The sequence below is a fragment of the Flavobacterium sp. AG291 genome, assembly GCF_003350375.1.
Lineage (GTDB): Bacteria > Bacteroidota > Bacteroidia > Flavobacteriales > Flavobacteriaceae > Flavobacterium > Flavobacterium suzhouense.
Map to the genome: position 1 here is coordinate 18,059 of NZ_QQAR01000021.1, position 22,898 is coordinate 40,956.

General features: G+C 37.8%; 16 protein-coding genes. 11 read left to right on the forward strand and 5 right to left on the reverse strand.

Features of this window, described 5'->3' with window-relative positions; genetic code table 11:
* Nucleotides 1–50: 50 nt before the first annotated feature.
* The 7 genes from ccoS to DEU42_RS16975 all read left to right on the forward strand — a co-directional run bounded on the left by ccoS (nucleotide 51) and on the right by DEU42_RS16975 (nucleotide 6,196).
* Complete coding sequence (gene ccoS / locus DEU42_RS16945; RefSeq protein ID WP_114759524.1) at nucleotides 51–227, forward strand: cbb3-type cytochrome oxidase assembly protein CcoS; 177 nt, start codon at nucleotides 51–53, stop codon at nucleotides 225–227.
* Nucleotides 228–229: 2 nt separating this feature from the next.
* Nucleotides 230–2,428: a cytochrome-c oxidase, cbb3-type subunit I gene (gene ccoN / locus DEU42_RS16950; RefSeq protein ID WP_114759525.1), complete on the forward strand. Its 2,199-nt coding sequence runs from the start codon at nucleotides 230–232 to the stop codon at nucleotides 2,426–2,428.
* Nucleotides 2,429–2,434: 6 nt separating this feature from the next.
* A complete protein-coding gene (locus DEU42_RS16955; RefSeq protein WP_114759526.1) occupies nucleotides 2,435–2,626 on the forward strand; it encodes a CcoQ/FixQ family Cbb3-type cytochrome c oxidase assembly chaperone in 192 nt (63 codons plus the stop codon).
* Between the two features lie 7 nt (nucleotides 2,627–2,633).
* Nucleotides 2,634–3,530 (forward strand): cbb3-type cytochrome c oxidase N-terminal domain-containing protein, encoded by an 897-nt coding sequence (locus DEU42_RS16960; protein WP_114759527.1) that lies wholly within the window; start codon nucleotides 2,634–2,636, stop codon nucleotides 3,528–3,530.
* A 12-nt stretch (nucleotides 3,531–3,542) separates the two neighbouring features.
* Nucleotides 3,543–4,961, forward strand: coding sequence for a cytochrome c oxidase accessory protein CcoG (gene ccoG / locus DEU42_RS16965; protein WP_114759528.1), 1,419 nt, complete (start codon nucleotides 3,543–3,545; stop codon nucleotides 4,959–4,961).
* 11 nt (nucleotides 4,962–4,972) lie between these two features.
* Nucleotides 4,973–5,425, forward strand: coding sequence for a FixH family protein (locus tag DEU42_RS16970; RefSeq protein WP_114759529.1), 453 nt, complete (start codon nucleotides 4,973–4,975; stop codon nucleotides 5,423–5,425).
* Nucleotides 5,426–5,494: 69 nt separating this feature from the next.
* Nucleotides 5,495–6,196, forward strand: a complete 702-nt coding sequence (locus tag DEU42_RS16975) for a sulfite exporter TauE/SafE family protein (protein ID WP_114759530.1) — start codon at nucleotides 5,495–5,497, stop codon at nucleotides 6,194–6,196.
* Nucleotides 6,197–6,226: 30 nt separating this feature from the next.
* Here the strand turns inward: DEU42_RS16975 and hemN are convergent, their stop codons facing one another.
* Entirely contained in the window at nucleotides 6,227–7,591 is a 1,365-nt protein-coding gene (gene hemN, locus DEU42_RS16980; protein WP_114759531.1) for an oxygen-independent coproporphyrinogen III oxidase, read from the reverse strand.
* A gap of 239 nt (nucleotides 7,592–7,830) precedes the next feature.
* On the opposite strand from hemN, the gene DEU42_RS16985 reads away from it, so the two are divergent.
* The 3 genes from DEU42_RS16985 to DEU42_RS16995 all read left to right on the forward strand — a co-directional run bounded on the left by DEU42_RS16985 (nucleotide 7,831) and on the right by DEU42_RS16995 (nucleotide 13,814).
* Nucleotides 7,831–8,211 carry a hypothetical protein gene (locus DEU42_RS16985; RefSeq protein ID WP_114759532.1) on the forward strand — a complete coding sequence of 127 codons (381 nt, stop codon included), beginning with the start codon at nucleotides 7,831–7,833 and terminating at the stop codon, nucleotides 8,209–8,211.
* Nucleotides 8,212–8,293: 82 nt separating this feature from the next.
* Entirely contained in the window at nucleotides 8,294–12,670 is a 4,377-nt protein-coding gene (locus DEU42_RS16990) for a CusA/CzcA family heavy metal efflux RND transporter (protein WP_114759542.1), read from the forward strand.
* Between the two features lie 4 nt (nucleotides 12,671–12,674).
* Complete coding sequence (locus DEU42_RS16995) at nucleotides 12,675–13,814, forward strand: efflux RND transporter periplasmic adaptor subunit (RefSeq protein WP_114759533.1); 1,140 nt, start codon at nucleotides 12,675–12,677, stop codon at nucleotides 13,812–13,814.
* 134 nt (nucleotides 13,815–13,948) lie between these two features.
* On the opposite strand, the gene DEU42_RS17000 is transcribed toward DEU42_RS16995, so the two are convergent.
* Both DEU42_RS17000 and DEU42_RS17005 read right to left on the reverse strand, forming a co-directional pair.
* Complete coding sequence (locus tag DEU42_RS17000; protein WP_114759534.1) at nucleotides 13,949–15,352, reverse strand: DUF5689 domain-containing protein; 1,404 nt, start codon at nucleotides 15,350–15,352, stop codon at nucleotides 13,949–13,951.
* Between the two features lie 12 nt (nucleotides 15,353–15,364).
* Nucleotides 15,365–18,253 carry a carboxypeptidase-like regulatory domain-containing protein gene (locus DEU42_RS17005; RefSeq protein WP_114759535.1) on the reverse strand — a complete coding sequence of 963 codons (2,889 nt, stop codon included), beginning with the start codon at nucleotides 18,251–18,253 and terminating at the stop codon, nucleotides 15,365–15,367.
* A gap of 136 nt (nucleotides 18,254–18,389) precedes the next feature.
* On the opposite strand from DEU42_RS17005, the gene DEU42_RS17010 reads away from it, so the two are divergent.
* Nucleotides 18,390–19,484 carry an endonuclease/exonuclease/phosphatase family protein gene (locus DEU42_RS17010; RefSeq protein ID WP_114759536.1) on the forward strand — a complete coding sequence of 365 codons (1,095 nt, stop codon included), beginning with the start codon at nucleotides 18,390–18,392 and terminating at the stop codon, nucleotides 19,482–19,484.
* Nucleotides 19,485–19,539: 55 nt separating this feature from the next.
* Here DEU42_RS17010 and DEU42_RS17015 read toward each other — a convergent pair whose 3' ends face one another.
* Together DEU42_RS17015 and DEU42_RS17020 are read right to left on the reverse strand one after the other, a co-directional pair.
* Entirely contained in the window at nucleotides 19,540–21,825 is a 2,286-nt protein-coding gene (locus tag DEU42_RS17015) for a T9SS type B sorting domain-containing protein (RefSeq protein WP_114759537.1), read from the reverse strand.
* A 67-nt stretch (nucleotides 21,826–21,892) separates the two neighbouring features.
* Nucleotides 21,893–22,708 (reverse strand): T9SS type A sorting domain-containing protein, encoded by an 816-nt coding sequence (locus tag DEU42_RS17020; RefSeq protein WP_114759538.1) that lies wholly within the window; start codon nucleotides 22,706–22,708, stop codon nucleotides 21,893–21,895.
* Nucleotides 22,709–22,898 lie beyond the last annotated feature (190 nt).

The following is a 22,898-nucleotide window of genomic DNA, read 5'->3' on the forward strand; positions in this document are numbered from 1 at the left end:
GTTTTTAGAAACCGGGCTACAATAGCTTTGTTAACATAAATTTTAGAGGTATGAGCGTAATCTATTTATTAATCTCCATTAGTATCGTGGTTGCCATTTCCTTTTTTATAGCCTTTGTAAAAGCTGTAAAGAGTGGACAATATGACGACGATTACACACCATCCGTACGGATGCTTTTTGATGATGAACTAACAAAAAACCAAAGCAAAAACGATAACTCAAATTAACTATGGAAGTGCAACAATTTTATTATGACAATAAGATAGTCAAAAAGTTCCTCTATGCCTGTATTGTATTTGGCGTTGTAGGGATGCTTGTAGGCCTTTTGATTGCCTCAATGTATATGTTTCCCAATCTTACCGAAGGTATCTCGTGGCTTAGCTACGGACGATTAAGACCTTTGCATACCAACGCGGTGATTTTTGCCTTTGTGGGTAATGCTACCTTTGCCGGTATTTATTATTCTTTACAAAGGCTGCTTAAAACCAGAATGTATAGTGACCTCTTAAGTAACATTAACTTTTGGGGCTGGCAGCTCATTATTGTAGCAGCAGCTATTTCGCTTCCTTTAGGTTACACTTCTTCAAAGGAATATGCTGAGCTGGAATGGCCTATAGATATTGCTATTGCAGTCGTATGGGTAGTGTTTGGTATTAATATGATCGGTACTATCCTGAGAAGAAGGGAACGACATTTGTATGTAGCGATCTGGTTTTACCTGGCTACATTTATTACAGTTGCAGTACTGCATATCTTTAACAGCCTTGCACTTCCTGTAGGAGCAATGAAAAGTTACTCGGTATATGCCGGTGTACAGGATGCATTGGTACAATGGTGGTATGGTCATAATGCTGTGGCATTTTTCCTTACCACTCCTTTCCTTGGGCTTATGTATTACTTTTTGCCAAAAGCAGCGAACAGACCGGTATATTCATACAGATTATCAATTATTCACTTTTGGTCACTTATTTTCATCTACATATGGGCAGGTCCGCACCACTTGTTATATTCAGCTTTGCCGGATTGGGCTCAAAATTTAGGTGTTGTGTTTTCAATCATGCTTATCGCACCATCATGGGGTGGTATGATTAACGGATTGCTTACTCTTAGAGGTGCCTGGGATAAAGTACGTACAGAGCCTGTTCTTAAATTCTTTGTTGTGGCAATTACAGGTTATGGTATGGCAACGTTTGAAGGGCCTATGCTATCGCTTAAAAATGTAAATGCAATTGCTCACTTTACTGACTGGATCGTAGCTCACGTACACGTTGGTGCCCTTGCATGGAACGGATTCTTAACCTTTGCCCTTATCTACTGGTTGGTACCAAGAATGACCAAAACCAAATTATACTCTGTTAAGCTTGCCAACTTTCATTTCTGGATAGGTACACTGGGTATTATATTATATGCACTACCACTATATGTTGCCGGTTTCACTCAGGCTTCTATGTGGAAACAGTTTAACCCTGATGGAACACTTAAATACGGTAACTTCCTTGAGACAGTGAAAGAGATTATGCCGATGTACTGGATGAGGGCTATAGGTGGTACTCTGTTCGTAATAGGTATGCTGGTATTGGTGTATAATATCATTCAGACTATCAGACAAGGGCAAAAGATTGAAGATGAAGCTGCAGAGGCACCTGCTCTGGAAAGAATTACAGCAAAAAGAATGAAGGGTGAGAAATTCCACCCTTGGTTAGAAAGAAGACCTATTCAGCTTGCATTACTTGCTACGGTTGCTATTCTGATAGGAGGTATTATACAGATTGTGCCTACCATAATGGTAAAATCTAACATACCAACAATTAGTACCGTAAAACCATACACACCACTGGAACTTGAAGGGCGTGACCTATATATCCGTGAAGGATGTGTTAGCTGTCACTCACAAATGATACGTCCTTTCAGATCTGAAGTAGAGCGTTATGGTGAATATTCAAAATCAGGGGAATATGTATATGATCACCCGTTCTTATGGGGTTCTAAGCGTACAGGTCCCGACCTGATGAGGATAGGTGGTAAGTATAGTGATAACTGGCACTTTAACCACATGTGGGATCCGCAAAGTACATCAGCAGGTTCAATAATGCCATCATATAAATGGCTGTTTGATAATAAGCCTATGGATTACAGCGAAACTCAAAAGAAAATGGAGGTAATGGTAAAACTAGGGGTTCCTTATACAAAAGATGAAATTGCCAATGCACCACAATTAGTAAAAGAACAGGCTGCTAAAATTGAAAAAAGCCTTCATACAGATCCTGATTTTGTGAAAAGCTACGAAGAAAGCAAAAAAGCTGCGGTAGCCAGAGGTGAACAATTTACCGAAATGAAAGACAGGGAAATTATAGCTTTAATTGCTTACCTGCAACGCTTGGGAACCGATATAAAAATTAAAACAACTGCTGATACTACTCAAAAATAAGAAGCCATGCTAAAGTTTGTAAAACATAATCTGGAAAGTATCTCGGGAGTAGAAATCTTTCCAATCATATCACTGCTTATCTTCTTTCTTTTCTTTATAGTGCTTTATACCTGGGTATTTACATATAAAAAAGAGAAGATAACCGAATTGAGTAATATTCCTTTTGATGGGGATGATCAAAATAACACTATAAACTAAGAACGATATGAAAAAGTTTTTTCCGGTTTATGTAAGGCTTCCGCTGATTTTTGCACTTGTATTCATGGCTTTGGAGTTTTTTATAGACAGTGGTGACAGACCTGCTTTTCTAAAATATCCTGAAGTATCTATATTTCTTGCAACATTTCTCTTTTTTCAGATAACGCTTGAAATTGTTTATGCTGCTTTCGAGAGACTAAATTACAATCTGTTGACTGAGGAGGAGAAAGCCAAAAAGGCACAAGAAGAGACTATTGCTTTCACAGATACGGCTCTTTACAAAAAAATAAAAGGATGGTTTGTAAAATCCAAACCAATTGAAGAGGAAAGCTCAATCCTGTTGCATCATGACTACGATGGTATTCAGGAGCTTGATAATGTTCTTCCTCCGTGGTGGGTTAACCTTTTTTACGTTACCATCTTTTTTGGAGTAGTATATCTTGTACGTTACCATATTTTTGATGGTGAAGATCAGGCAGCAGAGTTTAAAACAGAAATGGCCGAAGCTAAGCTGGCAGTTGAAGAATATAAGAAAACAGCAAAAGACCTTATAGATGCCAACTCTGTAACGTTACTAACCGATGCCGGTGATATAGCTACGGGTAAAAAAATCTTTGAGACAAACTGTGTAGCTTGTCACAGGCCTGATGGTGGTGGAGCGATTGGACCTAATCTTACTGATAAATACTGGATACTTGGAGGAGGAATTAAAAATGTATTTCATACGATAACTGAAGGTGGTCGTGATGGTAAAGGTATGGTGGCCTGGAAAGGCACGCTAAAACCATCCGAGATACAACTGGTTGCAAGTTATGTGCTATCGCTTCAGGGGTCAAATCCTAAAGATCCAAAAGCACCTGATGGGGATTTATGGGAAGAAAAGGCAGAAACACCTGCTAAATAACAAGAGCAAATTATGAGTATAGCACAGAATGACGATTTCCGCGACAGACTGGGCACGGTTAATGACGAGGGTAAAAGGGTTTGGATTTACCCAAAAAAGCCTTCAGGAAAATTATATGAGTACAGGAAGTGGGTAAGCTACTTTTTATTAGCCTTCCTTTTCCTGGCACCGTTTGTAAAAATCAAAGGAAATCAGTTCTTATTATTTAATGTAATCGAAAGGAGATTCAACATTTTTGGATTTCCTTTCTGGCCACAGGATTTCCATCTGTTTGTTATCTCGATGATTATAGGTGTAATCTTCGTAGCTCTGTTTACAGTGGTGTTTGGCCGTATTTTTTGCGGATGGATATGCCCACAAACTATTTTTATGGAAATGGTTTTCAGGCGTATTGAATACTGGATTGAAGGCGACAGGAATGCGCAGATGAAACTGGATAAACAGGAATGGAATGGTGAAAAAATAAGAAAGAAAGCCTTAAAGTGGTTCGTGTTTTTTATCATTTCTTTCATGATTGCCAATGTCTTCCTTGCCTATCTGACCGGAAGTGAAAAGCTGGTGCAAATGGTTACGGAAGGACCACAAGATAATATTGGTACGCTGGTAGCACTGCTCATTTTTACGGCTGTATTTTATTTTATTTATATATGGTTCAGGGAGCAGGTTTGCATCATTGCCTGTCCTTATGGAAGGTTACAGGGAGTACTGCTGGATAATAAATCTATTATAGTTGCCTATGACCATAAAAGAGGAGAAGGAGAGAACGGCCGTGGTAAAGTTGTTAAGAATGAAAACCGTGATGTAGTTGGCAAGGGAGATTGTATAGATTGTAAGCTTTGCGTGAATGTTTGCCCTACAGGAATTGATATTAGGAATGGTACGCAGCTGGAATGTATTAACTGTACAGCCTGTATAGATGAATGCAATACCGTAATGGACAAGGTGGGTTTTCCGCAGGGGCTTATACGATATGCAAGTGAAGATGAAATAACAAAGAAAGAGAAATTTGTTTTCACTACACGAATGAAAGGTTATACTGCAGTATTGGCGATTCTTATTGGGATTTTTATTGGGATGCTTTTCCTTAGGAATGAGGTAGAGGCTACCGTGTTGAGGTTGCCGGGACAGCTCTATGAGCATAAAGGAGAAAACATCAGCAATGTATATACTTATAAGATTGTAAATAAAACTGCTAAAGATTTTAAAAATGTAAGTTTCAGGATCAGGTCGCCTAAAGGTAGTGTGAGAACGGTAGGAAAAACAAGTTTTTCTATAGCCAGGGAGCAAATGGTGCAGGGAACACTGTTTATAGAGATTAATCCGGCTTTTCTTGAAGGAGATAAAACAAGGGTAATTCTCGAAGTGTATTCAGGTGATAAATTACTCGATACTGAAGCTACAAATTTTTTAGGTCCGCGTACTTTTAATTAAAAACTAAGATTATGAAAATAAATTGGGGAACGGGAATAGTTATAGCATTTGCACTGTTTATGAGCTTTATACTCTTTTTTGTATTCAGAGTGCAAAGCGATTCAAAATATGACAATGAACTGGTTGTGGAAGATTACTACAAACAGGAAAGAATATTACAGGATGTGTTGAATAAAGAAGCCAATGCAGCACAACTTGATCAAAAAGTAAAAATTGAAGATACTGAGGAAGGTATATTGATAACCTTTCCTGAAGATTTTACTCCAAACGATATAAAAGGAAAAGTGTCCCTATACAGGCCGTCTGACCAAAAGTTGGATAATGAACTCCAGATAGCATTATCCACGTCTAATCATCTGCTCATACCTAAAAGTGATTTGGCAGGCGGCCGCTGGGACATTATTACCGATTGGCAATATCACGGTAAAAGCTATCTGAATAAACAGATGCTTAACCTGGAATAGATTTCAAATTAAAGATAATGACAGGCAGATATTTTATATATATGCCTGTCATTTACTAAATTAATACAGATGCTTTTTTCAGCACTTATATTAGGTTTATTATCCAGCCTCCATTGTATAGGTATGTGTGGCCCTATTGCCATGATGCTGCCGCTTGACAGGACTAATGAGGCCAAGAGAGTATTACAGCTTTTATTGTATCATACAGGCAGGCTGTTCTCTTATGGAATGCTCGGTGCCTTTTTCGGGATTGCCGGAAAGGTTTTAAGCCTTGCCGGAATTCAGCAGCAGTTATCTATCATAGCAGGTATTGTGATTATTATCATAGTGATGATACCGGAAAATAAGTTTGCGCAGTATAATTTTTCAAAACCGGTTTACCGAATTATATCGAAAATTAAAACCGGCCTTGGCAGCAGGCTGAAGCAAAGAGATAACAAAACTTTTTTTATGATTGGCCTGCTCAATGGATTATTACCCTGCGGACTTGTATATGCAGCATTGTTTGGAGCTGTAGCAATGCAGGATCTTAGTTATGGTGTACTTTACATGATCTTATACGGAGCAGGAACCATACCGTTAATGAGTATTGTTGTTTTTGCAGGTGGTATGTTTACTCCTAAACAGCGAAACACATTAAATAAGCTGGTTCCTTATGCTATGGTATTTATGGGAATGTTATTTATTGTTCGTGGTCTCGGATTAGGTATTCCTTACATATCACCATCCGATTTTAGTCTTTTTGTTCAACAGGGTTCTGTTTGTAAATAAAAAAAATCCTCCTTTTAAAGGAGGATTTTTTTATATCACCATGGAGAATAATTGGGTATTGGGTAATTTTCTCCGCATTCTTAGGTCAAATGCCATACAAATGTTCCTTACATAAGGTTTTCCTTTTTCAGTAACCTTAATGTGGTCTTTACTGAACTCAATAAGCTCGTCATTTTTCATTTCTTCCAGACTCAGTACAATTTCCAGTAAGTCAGGCAAAAATTCATTTTCATTGCACCAGGATGTCTCAAAATTGCACATCAGGTTAAGTATGTGTTTGCGTATAATGAGATCTTCTGCAGTGAGAAAATGGCCTCTGTATACCGGAAGCTCATTATCTTCAATTCTCATATAGTAATCTTCAAGATTTTTTTCGTTTTGTGCAAACCCATACCAACTGTCACTTATTGCAGAAACCCCCAATCCAATCATTAGTTGTGTTTTTGAAGAACTATATCCCATAAAATTGCGGTGCATGCTACCTTGTTGGTATGATTGGTAAAGGCTGTCGCTTTTTAATGCAAAATGATCCATTCCTAACTCATGGTATCCCTCTTTATTCAGAATCATTTTTCCAATTTCATACAACCTTCTTTTTACTTCATCCTTTGGAAGGTTATTTTCGTCATAACCACGTTGTCCATTACCTTTCATCCATGGAGTGTGTGCATAACTGTAAAAGGCGATACGATCAGGTTCCAGCGCTTTGGTTTTTTCAATGGTATCTACCATAGTTTCAATACTCTGGAACGGAAGTCCAAACACCAGATCATGACTAATGGATGTATAGCCAATTTCCCTCGCCATTAAGGTAACATTGGCTACATTGCTGTAAGGTTGTATTCTGTTAATAGCTTTTTGCACGGTTTCATCATAATCCTGCACACCAAAACTCACACGCCTGAATCCAAGATTATAGAGTACCTGTAAATGTTCTCTTGTAGTATTGTTGGGGTGTCCCTCAAAACTAAATTCATATCCGGGAGCAGCTATTGCAAGCTCAAATATGCCGTTTATTAGCTTTTTTAGATTTTCGGGGCTAAAAAAAGTTGGAGTTCCTCCGCCAAGATGTAATTCTTTAATGAGCGGTCTTGTTTTAAACAGGCTTCTGTACATTGCCCATTCTTTAAGAATCGCGTTTATGTAAGGTATCTCAGTTTCGTGTCTTTTTGTAATTCGTTTGTTGCAGCCGCAAAAGGTACACATGCTTTCACAAAATGGCAGGTGAATGTATAAGCTTATACCTTCTTTGGTGTTACTTTCTTTAAAGGAACGTATAGCGCTTTCTTTCCAAATCTGTTCCGAAAAGTTTCCATTATCCCAATAAGGTACAGTAGGATAACTGGTATACCTTGGACCGGGAACATTATATTTTTGTACTATTGATGTTTCCATATAATTTGATTTTTCAATATCAAAAGTATCATAGAGAGCATCGTAAAAAAATGATAAATATCAGGTAACGTTTAATTGAATGACGTCAAACATAATTGCTGCATGAAATCAAAACTGTTTTAAAATTTTGAGATTCCTAATTGTTTCCAGATTTAGAGAGCAAATTGCGCATTATTACTAACCTATAATTAACAGTAAAACAATTGTGAGTTTATGCAGGCTGTTATACCTTTGCCATCGTGAAAAAGCTTTGTGTTTACATACTGATTTTCCTGGTTAACCTTAATACCTCTTTTTTTGAAGAGCTATTAAAGGTTCCTGTGCTGGTGCAGCATTTTATGGAACATCAGCAACGAAACGCAGATATTGGTTTTGGTGAATTCCTTGCTCAACATTATGGAAGCAGGAACACAAAAGATAATGATGAAGATCGTGATATGCAGCTGCCTTATAAAAAACTCGATCATCATGATGTAACACATTTTGTGTTTTTACCAAATCGTTTTTATTCCTCTTCGGTCAGAATTACACCAATGGATTCTCCGGTAGACAATCATTACAAAAATAATTTTCTTCACAATCCTCATTTAGGAGCTTTGTTCAGGCCTCCTATTGCCTAATATCTTTTTCCGGATTTTAAAATAATGCTCAGGCACTTTAGTGTCGGTGCGTATGTATATTATTTATTTCCAATACGATATTATGCTTAATAAAATAATTCAATTTTCAGTTAAGAATAAACTGGCAATTGGTGTCTTCACATTGCTGTGGATTGTCTACGGGGTGTATGAAGTAAGCCGTTTACCTATTGATGCCGTACCTGACATCACTAACAATCAGGTACAGATTATAACTACTGCGCCTTCATTAGGTGCTGAAGATGTAGAGCGCCTGATAACTTTTCCAATAGAACAGGCGATAAGTAACATTCCTCAACTTAAAGAAAGCCGGAGTATTTCGCGTTTTGGGCTATCAGTAGTGACCATAGTTTTTGAAGATGATACTGATGTATACTGGGCTCGTCAGCAGGTAGCAGAAAGACTTCAGAAAGTTGAGATTGATGAGAATGCTAACACGCCTGAAATGGGACCTGTAACTACAGGTCTTGGCGAAATATACCAGTATGTGCTAAAACCACAGCCGGGCTATGAAAACAAATTCTCTTTAGAAGATTTACGAACCATACAGGACTGGACAGTCAGAAGGCAATTGCTGGGAACTCCCGGTATAGCCGATGTGTCTACTTTTGGAGGAAAGTTAAAGCAATATGAAGTAGCTGTTAATCCGGCTAAATTAAAAGCACAAAACTTAACCATAAGCGATGTATTTACAGCACTTAGCCGAAGCAATCAAAATACTGGTGGCGCCTATATAGAAAAAGGGCCTACAGTATCTTACATTCGAAGTGTTGGTCTTGCCAAAAGCATGCAAGATGTAGAGAATATAGTTGTGAAATCTACTATGGCAGGTACACCGGTGCTTATAAAAAATATTGCTGAGGTAAAACTGTCTTCGGCAATTCGTTATGGTGCGCTTACCAATGAAACCGGTGAAGCCGTAGGTGGTATCGTGATGATGCTTAAAGGAGAAAATGCCAACAATGTAATCGTTAGCGTTAAGAAAAAAGTAGCTGAGGTTGAAAAGATACTTCCGGAGGGCTTAAAGATTGAACCTTTTCTTGACCGTACCAAAATGGTTGATAATGCCATTGGCACTGTAGAAAAGAATCTTGTTGAAGGAGCCTTGATAGTAGTACTGGTACTGGTGCTTTTCCTGGGTAACTTAAGAGCAGGATTTATAGTAGCATCGGTAATACCGTTGTCTATGCTTTTTGCCATTATCATGATGAACACTTTTGGAGTGAGTGGTAACCTGATGAGCCTTGGAGCACTTGATTTCGGACTTATTGTAGATGGAGCCGTAATTATAGTTGAAGCTATTTTACATCACCTTCATTCAGCAAAGAAATATAAATCAGTAAATAGCATATCTCAGGAAGATATGGATAAAGAAGTTACCGGATCGGCTGCGCGAATGATGAATGCTGCTGTTTTTGGACAAATAATCATCCTTATTGTTTATCTGCCTATATTATCGCTACAAGGCATAGAAGGTAAAATGTTTAAACCTATGGCTCAAACGGTTGCATTTGCCATTTTAGGAGCTTTTATACTGTCGTTAACCTATGTGCCTATGGTTAGTGCCCTTTTTATCAGTAAAAAAATCAGTCACAAACCTAACTTGTCCGACAGGGTTATGGCAAAGCTGGAGGGCTGGTATGAAGGCTGGCTGGTTAAAGCCTTAAAGATTCGTAAGGCAGTAGTTGCTACTGCAGTTGTATTGTTTGCTTTGGCACTGTTTCTTTTTAGCAGGATGGGAGGCGAATTTATTCCCCAACTTGAAGAAGGAGATTTTGCTGTAGAAACCCGTTTGCTTTTAGGAACAAACCTTACCACTACGACTGAAACTATTGTAAAGATTTCTGCCGAACTTAAAAAGAAATATCCTGAAGTAAAACAGGTTGTGTCAAGGATAGGAAGTGCCGAAATTCCTACCGATCCAATGCCGATTGAAGGCGGGGATGTGATTATTGTGCTTAAAGACAAATCAGAGTGGACAAGCGCCTCGTCATTTCCTGAGCTGGCAGAAAAAATGGGTGAAACCATACAAAATGTTGCTCCGGGAGTTTCAACCGGTTTTCAGTATCCGGTTCAGATGCGCTTTAATGAGCTGATGACCGGAGCTAAACAGGATGTGGTTTGTAAAATATACGGAGAAGATTTAGACAAGCTTGCAAAATACTCAGAGCAGTTAGGGGCTATAAGCAGAACTGTAAAAGGAACTGCAGACCTATATGTAGAAAAAGTAACCGGTATGCCTCAAATTGTTATAGACTATAATTGGGCAGAAATGGCTAAGTACGGTTTGTATGTAGAGGACATAAATCGTACTGTAAATACAGCTTTTGCAGGTGCAGTAGCCGGTAATATTTATGAAGGTGAAAAACGGTTTGATCTTGTAGTTCGTATAGGGAACAGCGGAAGGAAAGATATCAATGATGTACGCAATTTATTGGTTGCAACGCCATCCGGTGCGCAAATACCATTGTATCAGGTTGCTTCAGTAAATGAGATAGAAGGGCCAAACCAGATTCAGCGTGAAGATGCGAAACGAAGAATAATAATAGGATTTAATGTTAGAGGACGTGATGTTCAGAGCATTGTAGATGAGCTTCAAAAAAAAGTAAATGCTGAAATCAAATTCGATCCCGGGTATTATGTAACCTATGGAGGAGCATTTGAAAACCTGCAACAGGCAAAAAGCAGATTGGGGGTAGCGGTTCCGGCAGCTTTACTAATGATTTTTGCACTGTTGTATTTTGCCTTCAGGTCGTTTAAAGAAGGTATCATCATTTTTACTGCAATTCCACTTTCGGCTATTGGTGGTGTTTTTGCCCTTACCCTTAGGGATATGCCTTTCAGTATTTCGGCAGGAGTTGGTTTTATAGCATTATTTGGTGTCGCAGTACTTAACGGAATTGTTTTGATATCGGAATTCAACCGTATCCAGAAACAGGGAGAAATTACCAATCCTTCAGATATAATACTTAACGGTACGAAAAACAGGCTTCGCCCGGTACTGATGACTGCAGCCGTTGCATCATTAGGTTTCCTGCCAATGGCATTAAGCAATGGTGCAGGAGCAGAGGTACAGCGACCGTTGGCAACGGTAGTTATAGGAGGTCTTGTTACTGCAACCCTGCTTACTCTTTTTGTACTGCCTGCCATTTATCTTATGACCTACCATACTAAAATATTCAGCAAGAAGATGAAAAATAAAACGCTAAATAAAGCTACGGTTTTGCTTATCACGCTTTTTACAGTCTTTGGCGTTAAGGCCCAGGAACCTGTTAAAGTGCCTTTAATAAAGGCTGAAGAAATTGCCACAAAAAATAATAAACGTTTACAGGCGGCAAAGCATAACGAACGCTCTCAGGAGTACAGGTCTAAATCAGGCTATGATATCCCTAAAACAGTTATAGATGGTGATTATGGACAGTTTAACAGCCGTATGAATGATACACGTTTTGGTATAAGTCAGAGTTTTAATTTTCCCACAGTGTATTCAAGGCAAAAGAAAGCACTTACCGAAAATTATAATGCAGCTCAGGCACAATCACAGCTTACTTTGCAAGAAGTGAAAGCTAATGTAAGAACCTTGTTTTATGAATTGGTGTGGCTTGAAAGCAAAAAGGAATTATTGCACTATGCCGACAGCGTTTACCGCCTTATGGAGGAAAAGTCCCAATTAAGGTTTAAAGTAGGGGAGACCAATGTATTGGAAAAAAGTGCGTCACAATCGGCAAGGCAGTTTTATACAAACCAGCTCAATATGATCAGGCAGGATATTGAAATCGCTTCAAGATCATTTAATACTGTTCTTCAGGACAGCCTTGTTTATACACCACAAACAGACAGTATAAAAATTCAGTTCGCAGTTCCGTTGGAAATGGCAGATACCGGTAATCTTCCGTTGTCTAAATTATCCCGGTCGGAAGCCGAAGCTGCTAAATGGAGATGGAAGTCTGAACGTGCACGTATGCTTCCGGATATTACTCTTGGTTATAATAATCTGAGCATCACAGGTTATCAGACTGACAAGACTGGTAATGACAGTTACTATGGACCCGGAGACCGATTTAGTTATGTTACAGCCGGACTTAGCATACCACTGTTCTTTGGTAGCCAGTTGGCAAAAAACAAAGCGGCTAAAGCCGAGTGGCAAAATATGGAATCGCAAAACGAAGCTGTAAAAACAGAATTGACTACCCAATTGGTCAACGCTCAAAAAGAGGTTATAAAATTCAGAGAGAGTCTGCATTACTATGAAACTGACGGCCTGGCTAATGCACAAACTATTATTGATGCTGCAAATAGCCAGTTTACTAATGGTGATATCGATTATCTGCAATGGGTACTGGTGGTAAATCAGGCCATTACCATTAAAAATGAATATCTGGATACTGTAAATAATTATAACAAGGCAGTTATCGCACTGCAAACCTTAAACAATTTGTAATATCATGAAACGCTATATAGTATCAATATTAGCTTGTACCGCATTGTTTTCATGTGGAAAAAAAGAAACTGAAACCAGTACTGAAAAACTACCGGCGACTGCTGCTTCTAACGTGGTTGAACTCACAACTGAACAGGCAAAAAATGCGGGTATAGAAACAGGAAAACCTCAGGAGAAGGAACTGAGTGGTACCATTCAGTTACAGGGTAGCGTTACCGTGCCCCCCCAAAGTATTGTACATGTTACTTTTCCACTTGGCGGATACATAAGGAAAACAAACCTGATGCCCGGTATGCAGGTTCAAAAAGGACAGGTTTTGGCAGTTATTGAAGATATGCAGTACATTCAGCTGCAACAGGATTATCTTACTGCAAAAGAGCAGTTCAGACTCTCGGAAATGGAATATAACAGACAAAAAGAACTTAATGCAAAGAAAGCCAGCAGTGATAAGCTTTTTGAACAGGTTACAGCCGAAAAAGAGACGCATAGGATTACCATGGCATCATTAAGTCAAAAATTGACGTTGCTGGGGGTAAATCCGTCAAGGCTTACCGCTTCAACAATTTCTAAATCCTTATCTATCGTTTCACCGGTTAACGGTTTGGTGTCTAAAGTAAATGTAAACGTAGGGAAGTATATTGCAGCTACTGAAATGCTTTTTGAACTTATAAATGTACAGGATATTGTGTTAACATTCAATGCTTTTGAAAAAGATATACCTTATCTTAAAACAGGTCAAAAGGTTGAGGTGTATCTAAACGATCGAATCAGCGATAAGTTATCTGCTAAAGTTATGTACATCAACCAAAGCCTTAATGGTGACAGGGCAGCAGAGATTATTTGTAAACTGGACAGGTATGACAGCGCATTGCTTCCCGGGCAGTTTGTTAATGCAGACGTTAGCATATCCAATAAAAAATCGCTGACTGTACCTGAAGGAGCCGTAACGGAGTGGCAAGGCAAAAATTATGTTTTTGAACATAAAAAAGAAAACAGCTATGAAATGATACCGGTAACAGTTGGTATTGTTCAAAATGGTATGAAGCAAATAAGTTCTGAAAAAGTGTCTACAAATTCAGAGCTGGTTATTAAGAATGCTTATTCGTTGCTTATGAAAGCAATGAATAGCGGTGAAGAGGAGTAAATACTATTTTAAAGCAAAAGAGGCTGCCTAAAACAGCCTCTTTTTTTTTATGAGATTAAGCTCTTTTAAAACCCTAATTAAAAAATCCATTTTACAATTAAGTAAAATGGATTTTTTAATTCTAACTAAATGGATTAGTTTATAGCTATATCATCAATCTGAATTGTGGTTGTAACATTAGAAGATCCGGTATATTCAAAAACAAAATAACCATTTCCGGTAAGTGTTGCAGGGATGCTGTAAGATCCTGCTGTTGTAAATGAATTTTGAGATTGTCCGCTTGCAGGGTAAATTAAATTAGTGAAGCTACTGGTGATATCTACAAGTTTAGTTTCGTCAATATCAAAACCTGCCTGATAATCTGCATCTTTAATATAATATACTTTTAAAGCTTCTCCTGTCATATAACGTATCTCTTTACTAAAGCTAAATGTATTTGCTGCTGTAAAGTCAACAGGTACAAAGAAATACGTTTTAGAATCTACACCCGGAGTACTTGAACCTGAAAATGATGTCATCTCGATATATTTATTACCGGTATTATTCGGGTATTGTTTAACCTGCCAGTATCTGTTACCCACGGTATAGTCTGTGATATATTTTGGGAATGAAGAAGCATTAAGAGCATAGCTTTCAAAGTTTTCAGTTACGTTTCCTGTATAGGTAAGTGCAGATCCTACCTGTGCAGACTGACTTTGTCCCGGTTCGGGCGGAGCTTCACCAAACCTTGCTTCAGTAAGTTTTATATCAGCCTCAGTACGCGCGATAAACTGGTAATCTTCATTATATTTTGTCATTACCCCTCTAACAGTTCCTGATTCTTTTGGAACAGTGTGTGAAGCATAAGCCGTAAACTCACTTGTTCTGAAAATAACCCTTCTTCCTGTTGCATCTTCAAGGTAGTGGTTAGTAGCACCACCAATTTCGTTAGTGTCATCATAGTACGTTTTGTATACAGATTCTTTAACGAACTCTACATTTTGAAGTTCTATAAGTGTATTAACCCTTACATCTTTTAAAGCTTCCTGAATTGTTAACTTTTGTACTAACTGGTCTTCAGGAATAATAGTGCAAGAAGGTACAATGACTTCTCTGAAATCAGCAGGTGCCAACCTTCCTACTTCTCCCTGATATAGGGCACCAATTCGTAGAGAACCAAATTTTTTGTCAGTATAAATAAAATCATCATTTAATTTTACATACACCATACGTCCCGGTTCCATTCTTTTGAAGATAGATGTTACATCCGCCGGAACGCTAAAACCAAAAGATCCATCAGCGGTTTGTAGTGAAACTGATTTAAAGAAATTGCCTTCAACATCTGTTGATACTACATAAGCAGCTATAACATCTTCTTTTGTATATTTTGCAGCTACTGCCGGTGCAGGTACCTGTTGAGGCTCTAATGTTGTTGTAAGGTAATTTTCAGGACAATTAAGATTAGGAGTGTCGTAATCGTCTTCATTTATACAGCTTGTCAGTAGTAAGCCTGATGCTAGTATCAATGCAATCACTGATTTATTAAAAACTGTTTTCATAGTATGTTTTTTTTAAAGATTTATATAAAGGTTAACAAAATATGTCCTGCCGTATCCATAAAAGTACCTCGGACCAAAAGAAGGAGTTCCGCTTGAAACGTCCTGATTTAATTGTCTGTAATTAGCATTTCGAGCCTGTTCGAAACCACCTGTTTTGTATGAAACATCAAAAAGGTTGTTAATGCTGGCGAAGAATCCAAAAGTGTTATTGCCTATTTTCCATGACTTACCACCTGTAAGATTAACTAAAAAGAAGCCATCAAATTTTTCCTGTTTTAATAACTGTCTTGTGCGGGCATCTGTAATTTCACCGAATTGATAGCCTGTTTCAGGGTTTATCAAAAAGTGATCTGTTCTTAATAAGGCAGATACATCTATGTAGCTACTTGCCAGATAGTTTCCATTAGCACCAATCCACCAGAATTTAGGATCTCTGTACTCAATTCCTAAAGAGTAGGCTTGTTGTGGCATACCCGGTAGTTTATAATCTTTAAGGTATGCTTGACCAAAGTTAGTTACTGAAGTATTTACATCTCCTGGATTTGTTTCAATAAGCTCTGCAGCAATACCATCGTTGTTGATGCTTACTGTAGGGTTATTCGAGTAAGTATACTGACCGTATGAAGCCGAAGCCATAGCCTTAATAGTAGGAGTGAACTGGTATTCTATACCCATTTCAATACCCATTTGCCTTTTATTTATATCTGTAACTGTTTCGGCGATAAAGGCATTTGAATCTGCCGAATCATCTGCTTCAACAATACCTTCTGCAAAGAAAAATGATGTTTCTGTAGCGTTTTGAATCTCTGAGTAAAAACCTGTTAATCTTGCTTTTAATTTAGGGGCTCTAATAATGTAGCTAAGATCACCACCATAAATGGTTTCACTATCTAAACCGTCAACAATACTGTTATTTAGTCTTGCATTAGGGAACGTGTTTCTAAGGGTAGGAGCTTTGGTCATATAAATACCATTAAGGGTAAGCATATGTCTTCCTGTTATTTTATAGTTAGCACCGGCTTTAAAACCTAAATTGTCAAAGTTTACTTTTTCACTTTTTCCAAAAGAGTTGTTCGCATATATACCATTTTTGTACAAACCGTCTCTTTGATAATCTGAGCGGATGTAGTTTGCAGCAACATAAAAATCTGCTTTGCTATATGTAAATCTTCCCTGAGCAAAAGCGTCAATGGTATTTGCCAGAAGGTTATAGTTATAACCAAAAGTATCACCAACACCTACTTGTCTGTTTGGATTATTCAAATCAGATTGTGCCTGATTGCCACTATAAAAAGAGTCTATATCATCATAATGCGTTCCACCAAGAAGATCAAGAAGATTCTGGAAGTTATGAGATTTCAGGTTTTTATAAGTCACTCCACCATCAAGACTTAAGTGATCGGTAAGCTGTGAGTGAAAAATACTGTTAGCCGTAAATAGTTTATCATCTGTTCTGTCTTCATACAATACATATTTACTTTTAGATGGTGCTCGTCCTATGATGTTTCCGTTAGCATCAGTTATTGCAGTTGTATTAGCTGTATACATTCCATCCCAGTCAATTTGAGAATTAGCTTTAAAATCTTCTCTTGTCTTATCAGCTATCCTTACTATGTCTTCATCATTACCAATATATTTTCCACCAACACCTCCGGGATAATAATCCTCAGGATTGTTAGAATCTGTATATTGAGAAGTATAATAACTCGGTAAATTCCTGTAATAAGTAGGATCAGGATTATCTGCATCCTGATAGTCAATACGACTGTTGCCAATTTTTCCGAACTGGTAAGCAACATTTGTATTTAGTGTACTTTTTTCGCTTATTTTCCAGAAATGGCTTAACATTAAAATAGGTTCATCAACATCTTTGTCTCTTGAGTTCCTTTTTTTGCCATTTTGCCATCCCCAGTAAGAGTTGTATTTTTCGCCAACCAGGCTGGTAACTTCTTGTGTGTTAGGAGAGTTTTTCCCTCTGCTGTTTTCAGCATAAATACTTGTAAAGTTAAGGCTGTGACTATCGCCAAAACGTTTTTCTACACTGGCAAAGAATGAATTGGCACTATAATCCGTACCTTCAAAATAACCTTCTGTAGACCATCTTCGCGAACCTGAAATTACAAATGCAATTCCATCTTTGTTAAGTCCGGATGCATAAGTACCCATACCTCTCCAACTGTAATTTGTATTAGTCCCCGAGAATGAAATACGCGTGCCCGGGCGGTATATAGATGCTCTTGTATTGATTTCCTGAGTACCTAAAAGTCCACCAAAAGTATAATCAGACGGTGCCGAACCCATAGTGAACTCCTGGTTTCTGGTAGCATCATTAAGGCCTCCCCAGTTACTCCATTGAGGTCTTCCGTCATATATTTTATTCATTACTACTCCATTAATCATAGTAACGCCATATTCATTGTCAAGACCTCTTATCCTGAAACGGGCTAAACCCCAGTTAAAGGCAGCAGCCTGCTGATATGTATCTCGTGATGCCTGTAGTAATCCTGCGGTGTTTTCAGACCCACTGTTATCATCACCCAGGTCATTTTCTGTAATGGTGATAAGGCTTAATTCCTGTTCTGAAGTTATGTCTAATTCAAGAGAAATAATTCCAAGATCTGACTGTTGTCCGGACTTAATTTCCAAATTGAATGTTTTTGGTGCATAGCCGGCACTCTGAACTACAATTGCCTGTTTTCCTTCGGCTATATTTTCAAAGATAAATACCCCTTCTGCATTTGTCGTAACGGTTAGATTTGTGCTTTGAAGGGTTGCAGCAATATCCTGCAATGGTTTTTTCGATTTAGAATCGATTACGGTACCTTTTACCTGCGAAACCTGTTGTGCCCAACACGTTATGACCTGCAGAAAAAGCAAAAGGCCGAGTAGCGTTTTTTTCATAAATTTAAGTAAAGTTAATCTCCAATCATTAAGTTAAAAATTTCTTAACGGGCACAAAATTAGATGTTTTGATTATCCTATTTACTTTTGTCGCAGGGTTTAAACTAAACTTGATATTTACATAATATTCGTCAAAATGATTAAAAATTATTTAACCTTAGCTTTCGTTATTTCTACATTATTCGGGCTAAAGGCACAGGAAAAACAATTCAAAGTTCACACAATCGCTTTTTATAATGTCGAGAACTTTTACGACACTATTAACGATCCAAAAACAAATGATGAGGAGTGGGTATACACCGCTAAGAATTTTAGAAAAAAGGTTAATAACCTTGCTAAGGTTATTTCATTAATAGGTACTGATGAGAATCCTAATTCTCCAACGGTTATTGGCTTGGCAGAAATTGAAAACAGAAGAGTTTTGGAGGCTTTGGTTAAAGATCCGCAACTTGCTTCTAAAGATTATGGTATTGTACAATTTGATTCGCCGGACAGACGAGGGATTGATACAGCCCTTTTGTATCAGAAGAAACACTTTAAACCAACCAGCTTTATAAATATACCGTTATATATTTATGATGATTTTGCCAAACCTGATAGTAAAAAGGCAGCAGTTGCTAGTCTGGATAAGGTGGACTCAGAAGACAATTCTGAGACTGATAACGAATCAGACAGGATATATACCAGGGATCAGTTATTGGTAACTGGTTTGTTAGATGGTGAAGAGGTAAGTTTCATTGTTAATCACTGGCCTTCGAGAAGGGGTGGAGAAGCAGCCAGTAGTCATTTGCGTGAAGCTGCAGCTGCCCTGAATGTAAAGACAATAGATTCTTTATATAAGATCAATCCGGATTTGAAACTTATTACAATGGGTGACCTTAATGATGGACCGTATAATAAAAGTATAAAAAAGGTATTAGGAGCTAAAGGAAAAAAAGAAGATGTAAAGGCACACGGTATGTTTAACCCAATGGAGCAAATGTCTAAAGATGGTGTAGGTACACTTGCCTACAGGGATGCCTGGGATCTTTTTGATCAAATCATACTTACTGAGCCATTGATCAGAAAAGATTACACGACTTACAGGTATTGGAAAGGCGGTGTGTTTAAAAAACCTTATCTGTTGCAGTCTTCAGGTCAATATAAAGGATATCCTAACAGGAACTGGAATGGTGATATAGGTTATAGTGATCACTTACCGGTTTATGTTTATCTGATAAAGCAAAAATAAAAAAAGCCTCATTTTGAACTGCCCCCAAAAAGTTAAACACTATTTTGGGGTATTTTTATCGTATTAAGGAAAAGTGTCCTTTAATGTTTCTGCTGTTAATGGTAATTACAAACCAGTAATCTGTTGCAGGTAATGGTTTTCCATTCAAAGTCCCGTCCCAACTACCGGATCCTTTGAAACCTGTAATAACTTTTCCGTATCGGTCAAAAATATATACTTCGGCTTCCGGTATAAAGTTTAGGTAACGTATTGTCCAGACATCATTAATAGTATCATTGTTTGGTGTAAAGAAACGTGGATAATCAAGAATGAAAAAATCCAGTTCTAATGTTCCACAGCCATTCTTATCCCTTATGTAAACTTTATACTTTCCTGAGGGGAGATGGTTGAAAGTGTTAATGTCCTGATAATTTTTGTCATCCAGAGAGAATTCATAATTACCGTTTCCAACAGGTTCTATAGTTATATTGTTATTCTCGCCTTTAAAATCATCAATTATTACATTGGCACCTGTGGCTTTGCCCGAGGGGGTAATAATAAAATTTTTTGTCCCGGCACATCCATGGTTGTTTGTTACAGTTACAGAATAGTTTCCTGGTTCGTTTATTGAAATTCTTTGAGAGTACTGTGGTGGATTTGTACTCCATTCATAGGAGGTATAACTGTTTCCGGCATCAAGAATAAGAGTTTTGTTTTCACAAAGTGTAATTTCTTCATCATTAAGGTCGCTACCAAATGAGTATACTAAAAGTTCTATTGGTACAATTCCGTAACAATCTCCACTACTGTATATGCGTGCATAAATTGTTTGGTGACCAGGAGTTGTATTTATAAAATTCTGTGGATCTGCAATTGGGTTAATAGCTAATAAAGCGTCATTAGCCGATATAAAATACTGAAGGCTTAAGCTTGATGGAAGGTTCTGTAGTATTTGTGATTCGCGTTGGGTTAAATCAAATATAGTGATCCCGTCATCGGTGCCATAGTCGTCACAGCTGTCTACAGGCGAGGGAGTAATCAGTGTATTATTGGAGGTTGCCAGGGTTATTGGGCTTATGCTGAAACAGCTGTAAGGTGTCATTACCAGTGCGTAGATGATTTGATTTGGCGTACTGTTGTGAAATGATGCTGTGTTTGTAATAGGGTTACTGCTTGTTTGAGCATCATTCATGTTTAGGAAATAATATACAAAAAGTGATGTATCATTGTTTGTGACCATATTATAAGCAAGGTCGAGATTGTATGTTGTTATTCCATCATTATTGTCGTCACATTGAATTAATGTATATGCTGAAACTACTGGAGGGTTACTTTCTTCTATTCTGATTTTTCCTGTAGAGGTACAGCCTAGTCCAAATTCAACAACTACACTATAATTACCACCCGAAGTAACATTGTATGTTGAAGAGGTGATGGGTTGTAGAATATCATCTTTATACCACTTATAACCTGTTGCATTAGGTGTGAAGGCATTTAGCTGAAGAGATTCTCCTGAGCATAAAGGATTGTTAGTTTCAAATAATCGATCAGCTCCCAAATCGGTAACATTTTTAAAGCTGCCACCTCCTAAAAAGATAGCTGAGTCATAAAGGTTGTTTCCCTGATCGGCAACAACGAGTTTTATATGATAAGTCGTGCCGGGTGTAACATCGGTTTTGGCCTGTAGGATTACAGTCTGCCCATTAAAATTTGTTGGATGTTCAAAATCATTAAAGCTGTCGAAATACTGCTCATTAGCTGAAGGACATACTCCCAGGCCTCTTACGGTATTTACCTTTACAGGTATGTTTGTGCCGGGAACAACAGCAAGGTTTGTATAAGGTGTATTGCCTGAGGCTTCTTTTATTAAAAAGGCAAAGCCGTCAGTGTAGTTACATTGATTTTGAGAGGTAATGCTGGTAAGGTATTGCTCTGACGAAAAGATATAATCAAAACTTATTTTGTCGGTATAGGGTATAAAATCAAATTCAAGTACAGTAGCATTTATGATATTACTTACACCAAGGGCGATTTCAAGATCGTTATCGCCTAACCAGTCTGTAGAGCCTTCGCTAAGGAGAGAATTGTTAGGTCCTGTTGCAGATGTAGCAAATCCGGTGCTTAAAACAATTCCGTTTGTAAAGGGGAAAGTATTTGAGCCATTGGTAAAATGGCCATAACTTTTACTTCCGGGAGATCCCTGTATGTTAATATTGGAAACCTGTGCACAGGAATTATCAATTAAGGCATTTACAAGTTGTTCTGCATCATAGGAGTCATTAACCTGTAAATGCTGTTGCGCGGTTACTTTGCAAAGGCCGAATAACCCTAATAAGCATAGCGGGAGTAAACTTTTTTTCATAGTTGCAACAGGTACAAATAAAAAAGAGCACCCCAGGACGGGATGCTCTTAAAAAATATAAGCCTAATTATTTTTTAATTAATTTTTTTGTAGCAGTCTTGCCTTCTTCAGTAATGTTTACAACATAAACACCTGTAGTAAGGTTAGATACATCTACAGTTCCGTTGTTTACTGTTGTAGCAAGAACCTGTTTGCCAAGCATATCATATATAGCTACAGTTTTTTCAGTATTAGCAGATGAAATGATGTTTAATACACTGTCAGAAACCGGGTTAGGGAACATTAGAAGACCTGCAATGTTATTATCGTTTACACCAGCAATTGTATTGTCTACAAACGATAGGTTGTCATAATAGATAAAACCTCCGCTTGCACCATCCTGATGGTATGCTCTTATCTGGTATCTTATTTTAGCAGCTCCTTCCGGTGCAGTTACAGTTACAGTTTGATTTACCCAGTTAGTACCGTCTACAGAATAGTCAGATAGCTGAATGTTTGATTGTAAAGCTGTTGCAAGTGCTGTGTTAGAAGCATCAAGCCAGCTTGACCATAGTCTTGTTCTTGCCTGAGTATCGTTATCTAAATACCAGTAGCTGATAGTATAGCTGTGTCCAGGTACAACAGGTATAAGATCACTGTATTCAAGGTATTGTGTAGTTCCCTGAGCTTTAGATTGCTGTTTAACAGCGTTACCGCTCTGAGATGTTGTTGTTTCTTTAGTGATAAGGTCGTTATAAAGAACAGTAGTTCCTGCTGGATCAAAATTTTCAGGATTTGTACCTGTCCAGTTTTCGAAATCACCATTTATAATAAGATTGTCCTGTGCATTTGCAGTTACTGCAGTTAGCGCTAGTGCAGCAGCTAAAACGTAAATTTGTTTCATTTTCTGATTGTTTTTATTTGGTGTAAAATTATAAATAGCGTTCTGTGCTATGCCTAAATAAATATTGCCAAATAGTTACGGCATGGTTATTTAACACCTTTATAAAAGCATTGTTGTTAAGTGTTTATAAACGAATCTTTTCTTTTTTGTAAACTAGTATTTTTTGGTTGTTTTATAATAAGTACAGGCT